This is a genomic window from Pantoea sp. X-Soil-TKNS-1207 (assembly GCF_059730485.1).
The window spans coordinates 221,978-232,382 of sequence record NZ_AP035960.1; the positions used below are offsets into that span (position 1 = coordinate 221,978).

Below are 10,405 nucleotides of genomic sequence, written 5' to 3' on the forward strand. Positions count from 1 at the left end.
AACATCAGGGTGAATGACTCACACGCTGACGTATTACGTCAGACCGGCATTGAACGCCAGATGATAGCCGGCATGACACTGACCTCGATTGAGACCACCCTGCAACATGACATCGTGCTGCGGGGCGAGAGCGAGGCGCATCTGTCGCTGGTGCTGATGGTGGAAGGCGCGGGACATTATCGTCTGGATGGCGGGGCAATACGGCCGTTCCATGCCGGTAGCCTGTTGATCTCCTGCGCCCGCACGCCGTGCCGGGGAGAAGACTTTTTCCCGCGCCACACCTTTTATGACATGAGCATTATTGATTATCCGGTGCGTTATCTGGCGGTGCTGGAGGATGCCGGGGTGATTGTGGCGGAGCAGGGCGGCGTTATCGTTCATGCGCCGCTGACGGCAGGGCTCATCAGCCTGCGCAGCGAAATCCGCGAAGCGCAGCAGGCCGGGTCTGCTCTCGCCGGGCTGCGGCTGGAAAGTTTATTGCTGGATGCGTTATGGCAAAGTGTCCGGCAGTGGCAGCTGCAACAGGTAATGGCGGGCGGGCACACGCCGCTGCTGGCGCGTGACCGTCAGCGACTGATCAAAGCCCGTGACTATATTCGTCATAACCTCGACGGCAGCTTCAACCTCGACACCGTGGCGCGCGCCGCCGGACTGACGCCGCTGGCCCTGAAACGCGGTTTTCGCACCATGTTCGGCATTACGCCGTGGAATTTCGTGATCCAGTGTCGGCTGGAACAGGCGAAAACTCTGCTGGCGCAGACGGCGATGTCGCTGAATGACATCGCCGGACTGTGCGGATTCTCTCACGCCAGCCATCTCAGCCGCTGCTTTCAGCGTCAGTATGGCTCAACGCCAGGCCAGTATCGGCGGCAGTTTGCTGGCTGAGCCACGCCGCCACCGCCGTTAACACCCGCTCGCGTTGCTGATGCAGAAAGAAATGATCGCCGTGCATCAGCTGGCAACGACTGGCGGCATCGCCCCAGTGCAGCCATTCGCGCAGCGCGCTGCCCGACACCTCCTGATCCGCATCGCCACCCAGCACCAGCAGCGGCAGCCGCCGTTCGCCGGGCTGCGGCTGGCAGACATAGGTCTCCGTCAGCGAGAAATCTGCGCGCAGCGCCGGGAGAAACAGCGCCAGCAGCTCCGGGTTGGCCATCACGCTTTGCGGCGTTCCCCCCAGCGCGCCCAGCGCGGCGCCGAGCTGGCTATCGCTCATGGTATGACGCCACGGCGGCGGCGTGGGCTGCTGCGGCGGACGTCGTGCCGCCACCACTACGCCAAGCACCTTCTCCGGCGGCAGCCTGCGCGCCAGTTCAAATGCCAGCAGGGTGCCGAGGCTGTGGCCCATCAGCAGACAGGGTTGATCGTCGGTCATCAGCAACGCGGTGAGGCTTGCCAGCAGCGTCTCAATATCCTCCGCGCAGGGCTGATTGAAACGGGTGCCGTGGCCTGGCAGCTCCACCGGACAGAAGGTCAGCCCATGGCGTGCCGCAGGGGCGATCCACTCGCGCCAGTTCGCCGCCGCGCCGCCCGCATGATGAAACGCGATCACCGGCGTCGCCGCTGCGGAACGCGGATCGCCAAAGGGGAACCAGTCGCGGGCATCCGGCGGCGTCAGCAGCGGACGCAGCGCGCTCACCAGCCGTTGCTCCAGCGTCGCCCGGTGCTGCCGCAGGAAGAAATGCCCGCCATCAAGCGTCAGCGTCGAGACCGGCGCGGAAAAGTGCGGCTGCCACGCCGCCATCTGCGCGCAGCTGACCAGCGCATCATCACTGGCCTGCACCAGCAGGGCGGGCACGTTAAGCCGTCGATGGACGGGGGCGACATACTGCTCCGCCAGCGCGCAGTCGGCGCGCAGCGCTTTGCCCACCGTGCGCATCATCTCCGGGTCGCGCGTTACTGCCTCCGGCGTGCCGCCCAGCCGCTGCACTTCGGCGGTAAAGCGTGCGTCATCCAGCTGCGACAGGCGATGGGTGATGGGGATATGCGGCGCCGGGCAGGCCATCAGAAACAGCAGCCGCGGCGCCTGCTGGCGCTGGCTGAAGTGATGCGCCAGTTCGAAGGCAATTTTGCAGCCCAGGCTACAGCCCAGCAGCGCCCAGGGACGATCGGCGAACGGGGCGATCTGCGCTGCCAGCGCCGCGACCAGCTCCGCCATACGATCGCAGCCCGGCTCGTCGATACGGTTCTCACGTCCCGGCAGTTGCAGGGCGCAGAAACGCCAGTCGGCAGGCCAGTGCGCGTCCTGTCCCCATTCCCGATAGATGGAGGCGCCGCCACCGGCATAGGGCAGCGCGAACAGGTTAAGCGCGGCGTCTTGATCCGGGGCCTGTAACGGAAAATGGCCGGACGCCTCCCTGGCGCTGCGCCCCTCGACGGCGGCGGCCAGCTGATCCGCCCGCCGGGCCAGGCGCGATGCCAGGCCGGGCGACAGCTCGCCAGCACGCCCGGCCTGCGGCGGTTTCACCAGGCGCAGGCAACAATAATCCACCCGACCCTGTTCCATCGCCTGATAAACCGGCGAACCCGGCAGCGCAAAATAGTCACGCAGCTGCTGCGCGCTAAGCGCATCCTCGTCTGGGGTCAGCAGACGCTGCACCAGTTTGTCGCTGTTGTGACGGCGAGCGGCCATCACCTCGCGGCGGATCGACCGCTGCGTGGCGATGACGAAGCCCAGCCCGTGCAGGGCGGCCACCACATCCGGCAGGCTGTCGGCGGCGAACAGGTCGGCATAGAGAAAATCGCCGCCGGGCTTCAGCACGCGCCACACTTCACGCCAGAAACCGGTGATGTCCTGATACGCGCCCGACGACTCAATATTCAGCAGCAGATCAACGCTGGCATCCCCCTGCGGCAGCTGGCAGGCATCGGCCAGCCGAAAGCGCAGGCGCGGATGGCGGTGACGCTGACGACAAAACGCGATATTGCCGGGGCTGAGATCGATGCCGGTTACGCTGCATGGCCGGAATTTTTCCAGCAGCAGGGCCGCCGCGCCGCCGCGTCCGCAGCCGATATCCAGCACCTGGCGCTGATCCACCGGGGTGTCTCCCAGCAGTTGCAGGACCAGCTGGCGCTGGCTCTCACTGGCAGAGAGCGGGCTGGCGTCGGGGTCCTGATAACCCCAGTTAAGAAACAGCGCATGTTCGGCCAGACCCGCCTGCTCCAGCCGTCGGCCTAAATCGCGATACACATCGGTTGAATCAGTCATGATGCTTCTCCTGAAGCGTCGCCGCCCAGCGTTCCGGGTCCGGGGAGGGTTTAGGGGGAGGAGTAAAGCGCGCCGGGGCAGGCGCACCGATCTGGCGCATCACATCGAGCCAGAGATCGCCATGCGCCTTCCACCATGCCGGTTGCTGCCACTGCGGCGGTTGTGCCGCTAACAGGCCGTCAAAGGCGCGGTGCAGCGCCTGGGGGAAGACATGTTCAACCGCCTCATTCAGGCTTTCGCCGCGCGGCGCGCCAAACACCATCGCGCCCGGCTGCTGGTTGTAGTGACTCGCCTGATGCAGCTCGGGCGACAGCAGCCAGGAAGCGCGGGCGTCGTCGCGATCGTAATCAGGCGCGTAGATCGCATGGCTCCACACCACCGGGCCAAAGCTGCTGCTCAGGCACAGATTACCGGAGGTGTTGCCCACGGCAATGCGGTGCATCACCAGGCTGTGATGATCGGGATCGCGCGCGTCCAGCGTGGTTTGCAGCGTGATCGCCACCGGGATGCCGTCGAGGGTGCCATGCAGCTGACGCACCGGCCAGCCGGGCACGGCAGGCGCCGGGGCGGCGACAAACGGCGTCGCCGTCAGGGTGCCGAGCGCATGGCCGACAATATCCAGCGCCGAATAAAGCAATTGCAGGCTGGTGGTGATCTCAATCAGCTGGATCGTCTGCTGTTTACGCCACTCACGGACGTAAGCGATAAAGCGCTGGGGCGCTGGCAGCAGCGGGTAAAAGCTGTTGATGTGATAACGCGTTCCCTGCGTCGCCGCCAGCGCCTGCAAACGCGCCGCCTCCCCCGGATGCAGCGGATGCTCCTGCAACACGGCGATCCCGCGCCGCAGCAGCGCCTCCGCCAGCGCGCTGCCATCGCCGCCCACCATACGGCTCCGCACCGCCAGGCAGGCCACCTGAACGCGATCGTCAACCTCAGCGACCGTGCGCCACAGGGGGACGTTAAATTTCTCCGCCAGCAGACGGGAGCGCTCGCTGCCGCGCGCCAGGATGCCTGCCAGTCGCAGCGGCGAAGCAGGATGCGCTAACGCCGCGAGATAATGCTCGCCGAAGCGGGTGCCGCACACCAGCGCGGTAGGGCGTGACGTCATTGCGCCGCCTCCTGTGCCAGCCGCTGGATCTCAGCATCTTCCGGCAGCAGCAGGCTGAGCGGCGCGTGCCATGCCGCTTCACCCGCCGCCAGGGTCTCCAGCAGCTGACGCAGCGTCAGCATGGCGATCTCGCCCAGCGCCTCCGGTAACCAGCCCTGTTGTTGATCGATATTGAACAGCAGCGCGCTCTCCTCCTCCAGCGCCTGCAAATGCAGCGGGGTTTCCGGTTGCGCCGCGTATTCATAATCGGGCATCCCGAGCAGCGGATCGGACACTTCCGGGATCGCATACGCCTGACGTACGCCAAGTAAACTGGTGAACGCCACCGGCAGCTGGGCCAGCCAGTGCGCCTCTTCCTCGCCCGCAGGCAGGGTGTGATCGAGCCGCTGCTGGCGCTGCTGTCCGACGGCCTGCGCCAGTTGCAGGAAGTGCGCGGCGTTCTCCAGCGTCAGATCGATCGGCGCCAGGGTGCTGGCATCGGTCACCAGCTGCGAGGCGTGCGGATGCAGCGGCAGGCGGTCGGTATAATCCAGCCGCAGTTGCAGGGCTGGCTGACGCAGCCAGTCGCGTAGGGTCAACGCCCAGGCGGCCATCAGCACATCGGTGCCGGAGACACCCAGCGCTTCGCCCTGGTGTTTCAGCGCCAGCCATTGCGCGGCAGGCAGCGCATCACGCCAGATGATAAACGGCGCCGCGCGATCGCCCGCCTGCCACGGCAGGGACGGCGCGGACAGCGCCGGGATGGCGGCAGGCGGCTCCTGTTGCGCCAGCGCCAGCAACGCGCGCTGATAGCCGTGCGGCGAGAAGCGCAGCGTCGGCAGCACGCTGTCCGGCTGGGCAATCAGCTGGTGCAGCTCGCGCAGCAGCACGCGGAAGCTCTCAATATCCACCAGCAGCGTGCTGATGCTCAGGCACAGGCGATAGCCGTGATCGCTTTCTCCCACCGCGATATGCAGATGCGGCAGGCGGGTGAGATCAAAGCGCATCGCCGCTAAGGTTGCCCGCAACGCCAGTTGCCGGGTGCGCAAATCTTCCGCCGACGCGCCGCGCCAGTCATGGCGTGCTACCGGCAGCACGGGTGCCGCTGCCTGCGTCACGATGTCGCCCGCCGCGTTGATCACGCTGCGCAGCAGCGGATGGCGTGCCGCCAGCTGTTGCCAGCCAGCGATAAACGCCGCCAGCGGGAAGTCGTGTGGCTTGTCATATTCGACATAAAGCAGGCGCGGCTGGCTGGCGAAACATTGCCAGCGCGCCCGTTGCAGCGGGGTGAGGTGCAGCGGGCCATCAGGCCGATCCACCACGTCGCCGCGCGTATCGAGCCAGCCCGGCTGATGGGTTTCCAGCTGACGGAGCCGCTGGCGCAGCAGGCTGTCGCCGTGGCCCGCCGGGGCCAGCGCCTCCTCCAGCGCCTGTTTCAGTTCCTGCACCGTGCCCGCTTTCAGCACGCTTTCGGCGTTGAGTTTTACGCCCAGCTCGCGCCCGAGGGTTTCGTTTAAATCGAGGAACAGCAGCGAATCCAGCCCCAGCTGAACCAGGTTGCTGTGATCATGAATATCCGCCGCCGCGCAGTTAAGTTGCTTAGCCAGCACCTCACGCAGGAAACGATCGAGATCGCCAGGCGTCGTCTCCGGCGCTGGCTCCGGCGGCTGTGGTGCCGTCAGCAGCGCGGCAAATTGCTGGCGATCGCCGGTACTCAGCGCCGATTGCTGTAAACGCGCCGCATCGAGGTGCATCGCTGCCACCACCGGCCAGGGCGCAGCCTGCGCCTGAAGCAGCAGATCGAGGGCGACATCGGTGTCGAGCGGCAGCATCCCGCGCTGCGCCAGCGCGCCGGACTGACGCGACGTCAGCGAATCGGTGATGCCCCACAATCCCCAGGCAACCGCCAGGGTGTCATAACCGGCGGCGCAGCGTTCCGCCGCCAGCCGCTCCAGCGCCGCGCAGGCACTGGCGTGAGCCGCCTGGCCCTGCGGCCCAAGTACGCTGGCCGCCGAGGAGAAGTAAATCGTGTGGGCCGGATCGAGCAGCGTCTGATGCGCGGCGATGCGCCGGGCGCTCTCCACCCGCAACTGATACACCGCCTGCAACGCCGCCCAGTCGAGTTCGGCAATCGGACGGTCATCAATGGCGCCCACCAGATGCCACAGATTGGCGATTGGGCGATGCTGCGCCATGCGCACCAGCGCGGTCTCGAACGCGGCTTCCGCGTGGACATCCCCGGCGGTATCGATCACCACGTCAACACCCTGGGCTTCCCAGCGGGCCAGCTGCGCCGCTTCGGTCGGACGCGGTTGACGGCGTACCAGGAACACCAGCTTTTTCGCCCCACGTTCCACCTGCCGGGCGGCGACCGCGAGGCCGGTTGGCGTCAGACCGCCGATAAACAGTTCACAGCCTTCCTCCGCCAGCGTATCCGGCTGCACCGGTTCCAGCGGATGCAGCGCCTGACTTTGCCAGCCTTGCGGCGACCAGCGCAGCAGCGGGGCGGCGCTCGCCGCTAGGCGGGCAGCGTCGTCCTGACTGCGCTGCGCCGGACCCTCCGCCAGCGTCAGCGTCACCGCGGGATATTCATGCCGCGCCACCGCGAGGAAGCCGGGGAGCCAGCCTGCGGCGTGGGGCTGTGTGGCGTCGAACAACCCCTCGGACTGCAACAGCAGGGATGCGCCCGCGGCGCTTTGCGTCAGCCAGGTGCGCAGCTGCTGGTAAAATTCGGCCTGCTGCGCCGCCGCGGCTGGCACCGTCAGCCGTTGCGGGGCCAGCGAGGCGATGTCGCTGAGCGCGGCGGTTTGCCAGCGCCAGTGCCACAATCCGCCCTGTGCCAGCCACGGACGCGGCAGCTGCGCCGGGAACGAACGCCCGTCCGGCTGCCCGGTGCGCGTCTGACGCCAGCGCGCCTGTACCAGCGGGGTGGCGCCAATCTGCGCCAGCACCCGATGCTGGCTTATCTCCAGTTGCAGCGCCAGCGGCGCAGGCGCGCCGGTCGGGTCGCAGTGCCACTGCTCAGCCCATAAATGCTGTGCGTCGCGCGGTGGCAGCGCGGCCTCAATCGCCGCCAGCAGCGTCGCGGCTGACCACTGAGGTTGCCCATTCGCATCTTTTGCGGGGGCGTTCAGTGACAGCGTCACCAAAGAGGACGCCGCCGCCGCGGCGGGCTGGGTGGCTGGCGTGGCGAGCTGCGCCACCAGAATCTGCTCGCCGAGGGCGCTGGCCGGGCTGCCGGTCGCCGGGAAGGCATCGAAGCGGCTAAAGCCCGCCTCATGCAGCGCCGACTGCCAGTCTGCGGCGCTGGCGAACAGTTCCCCGTGGCGCTGGGCGGTATCGGCGATGGGCGGCACCAGCGCGCCGAAGACAAAATCGAACAGCTTTTTCGGCGCGGTGATTTCACGCAGCAGGATGATACCGGCGGGTTTCAGCAGCGGCGCCAGGCGGCGGAACAGCTGGCGCAGATCGGCGCTGTTATGCAGCACATTGGCGGCGACGATCAGATCGTACTCGCCGAGGCTCAGCCCCTGTGCGGCAGGCGACTGCTCCATATCGAAGGTGTGGAAATCGAGAAAATCGTAAGCGCTGAACTTCTCGCGGGCGCGTTGCAGGAACAGCGGGCCGACGTCGGTAAAGGTGTAACGCGCGCAGCGTCCCTGTGGCAGCGCCTGCAACAGATCCTGGGTGGTGCCGCCGGTGCCGCCGCCAATTTCCAACACCTTCACCGGGGCGCTGGCGCGCTCCACCAGCGCCCGCACGCTGCTGGCGGCGATCTGGTTGAAGTAGCGTGACCACGGCTGCTCCTGATACATATGCTCAACATCGTCGGTGGCGGCGGCGGGGAATACCACGCTGACCGGGTCCACCGTGCCGCGCAGCATATTACCCAGCTGCGGGCCGGTACGGGAGATCAGTGCCGCCAGATGGTGATACCCGACATCACGCATCCGCGCCAGCCAGCCGTCCACGTCCACCGGCGGGCGTTGCTGCATGATGTAGCGCCCCTGTTGCTGCGTCAGGCAACCGGCGGCCTCCAGGTCACGCAACATGCGCTGCATCAGGTCGCTGTAGCGTGCCGGGATGGCGAGCCGTGCCAGCAGGGACGGCAGATCGCCGAGGGATTCGCCCTGCGCAATGCCTGCCAGCAGCGCGCCGACGTAGTGACAATGTAACGCATCCACGCAGCGTGTCTCTTCATCCAGCACGCTAAGGTCAAGCTGGGCGCCCCGTTCCTGTGCGCAGCGATGACCGGCGTCACCTAACGCCTGCCAGCGTGCGGTCGCCTCGGTGTTTCCGCCGCGCAGCGGCGTGCAGATTTCCCCTTCAAACGGTGCCACCGGCATCATGGCGCGCTGTTGCGGTCGGTCGAACAGGCTCGCCCAGTCGGGAGTGGCGGCGCTTAACTGCTGCTGCCAGCGCTGGCGCGCGGCGTCATCCAGCCTGTCGCTCTCCGCCAGTAGCAGGCCGGAGAGGGCATCGTCCTGCGCGGCTTCGCTGATATCCAGCAGCTGGCCGAGCCAGCCGTCGGCATCGCTGGCCAGCAACAGCAGACGGCAGGGGAACAGCGTGCGATGGTAGAGCGAGGTGGCGGCGTAATCGGCCAGCGCAAAGCCCGGTTCGCGGTCGCTGAGACGCGCCACATGCTGCTGCGCCAGCGCGCGCAGCGCCGTTGGGGTGCGCGCCGACAGCAGCAGCGGGAACAGCTGATGTTCGGCGCGGGTCGCCCTGCGTGGCGGGGCCGCTTCCAGAATGGCATGGGCATTGCTGCCGCCAATGCCAAACGAACTGACGGCGGCGCGGTGCAGGCTGTTTTCCGGCTGCGGCCAGGGTTCCAGATGCGTCGGCACGCGGAACGGCGTCTGGTCAAAATTGATAGCCGGATTCGGCGTGGTGAAGTGCAGGCTGGGAGGAATCTGCTGCTGCCACAGCGCCAGGCTGGCTTTCAGCAGGCTGGCGATCCCGGCGGCGGTATCCAGATGACCGAGGTTGCTTTTCAGCGAGCCGATGGCCGCCTGGCCCGGCGTCGGGGCATCCGCTGCCCAGGCATCGGTCAGGGCGGCGATCTCCAGCGGGTCGCCGAGCGGCGTCGCGGTGCCGTGCGCTTCGACCAGGCCAATGCTGCTGGCCGCGACACCGGCGATCCCCAGCGCATCGCGGATCACCGCACGCTGCCCGGAGAGCGACGGTGCGGTAAACCCGGCTTTATCGTTGCCGTCATTGTTGGTGGCGGTGCCGCGCACCACCGCCAGAATCGCATCGCCATCCGCTAACGCGCGGTCGAGCCGTTTCAGCAGCACCACGGCGGCACCGTTGCCCACCAGGGTGCCATCCGCCTCGGCGGAGAACGGTCGGCAATGACCATCGCGTGAGAAGATCATCCCCTCGCGATGGATATAACCCGCCTGCTGCGGGAAGCTCAGGCTGGCACCGCCCGCCAGCATCATATCCGCCTCGCCGCTGGCAATGGCTTCACACGCCAGATGGGTGGCGATCAGCGAACTGGAGCAGGCGGTTTGCACCGTATAAGCCGGGCCGCGCAGCCCAAGTTTGTAGGCCACGCGGGTGGCGAGATAATCTTTGTCGTTACCGATCAGTTTCTGGAAGGTGGCGGGCGCGACAATATTTTGTGCGTCTTCCGGCTGCGCCGTCAGCCAGGTACTCATGCGCGAACTGCCGATTACCCCGACGCGTTCCTGCAACGCGCCGGGCTGATAACCGGCCATCTCCAGCGCTTCCCAGGCACACATCAGGAATAAACGCTGCTGGGGATCGATGCTCTCCGCCTCCTGACGTGAATAGCCGAAAAAGCCCCAGTCAAAACGCTCGGCATCGTCCACCACCGAGGCGGCTGGCACGTAGTCGGGCCGATCCAGCCACGCCGGATCTACCCCCGCCGCCTGCAACGCCGCCGCATCGAAGCGGGTGATCAACTCTTCGCCATCGGCAATGCGCCGCCAGAACTCAAACAGCGAACTGGCCTGGGGAAAACGGCAACCGGCACCGATAATCGCGACAGGCAGCGTGTCGCCGTAGTGTTGAGAAAACTGCTCAGTACTCATTGTGCTCATGGATGTTCTCATCGATAAAGTCGGCGCATAGCAATCTAT

4 protein-coding genes are annotated in these 10,405 nt (G+C 66.6%); 1 reads left to right on the forward strand and 3 read right to left on the reverse strand.

The annotated features are described in order from the left end of the window. The first annotated feature begins 9 nt into the window (after positions 1–9). On the forward strand, positions 10–885 hold the full coding sequence (locus AC6I8V_RS24375) for a helix-turn-helix domain-containing protein (RefSeq protein ID WP_497846973.1): 876 nt from the start codon (positions 10–12) through the stop codon (positions 883–885). Here the strand turns inward: AC6I8V_RS24375 and AC6I8V_RS24380 are convergent. The 3 genes from AC6I8V_RS24380 to AC6I8V_RS24390 are packed head-to-tail and all read right to left on the reverse strand — an operon-like array spanning position 818 to position 10,366. Then, the gene (locus tag AC6I8V_RS24380) at positions 818–3,208 is read right to left on the reverse strand and encodes an alpha/beta fold hydrolase (RefSeq protein ID WP_497846974.1); all 2,391 of its coding nucleotides are present in this window, start codon (positions 3,206–3,208) and stop codon (positions 818–820) included. The two genes, AC6I8V_RS24375 and AC6I8V_RS24380, sit on opposite strands and share 68 nt — an antisense overlap. Continuing rightward, complete coding sequence (locus AC6I8V_RS24385) at positions 3,201–4,316, reverse strand: Gfo/Idh/MocA family oxidoreductase (protein ID WP_497846975.1); 1,116 nt, start codon at positions 4,314–4,316, stop codon at positions 3,201–3,203. Before AC6I8V_RS24385 ends, AC6I8V_RS24380 begins: the two co-directional genes overlap by 8 nt. Then, positions 4,313–10,366 carry a beta-ketoacyl synthase N-terminal-like domain-containing protein gene (locus tag AC6I8V_RS24390; RefSeq protein ID WP_497846976.1) on the reverse strand — a complete coding sequence of 2,018 codons (6,054 nt, stop codon included), beginning with the start codon at positions 10,364–10,366 and terminating at the stop codon, positions 4,313–4,315. Before AC6I8V_RS24390 ends, AC6I8V_RS24385 begins: the two co-directional genes overlap by 4 nt. Positions 10,367–10,405: the final 39 nt, after the last annotated feature.

Bases quoted from the DNA above. Each gene is read 5' to 3' on its own strand.
- AC6I8V_RS24380 (WP_497846974.1), bottom strand. From the start codon at position 3,208: ATGACTGATTCAACCGATGTGTATCGCGATTTAGGCCGACGGCTGGAG.
- AC6I8V_RS24385 (WP_497846975.1), bottom strand. From the start codon at position 4,316: ATGACGTCACGCCCTACCGCGCTGGTGTGCGGCACCCGCTTCGGCGAG.
- AC6I8V_RS24390 (WP_497846976.1), bottom strand. From the start codon at position 10,366: ATGAGCACAATGAGTACTGAGCAGTTTTCTCAACACTACGGCGACACG.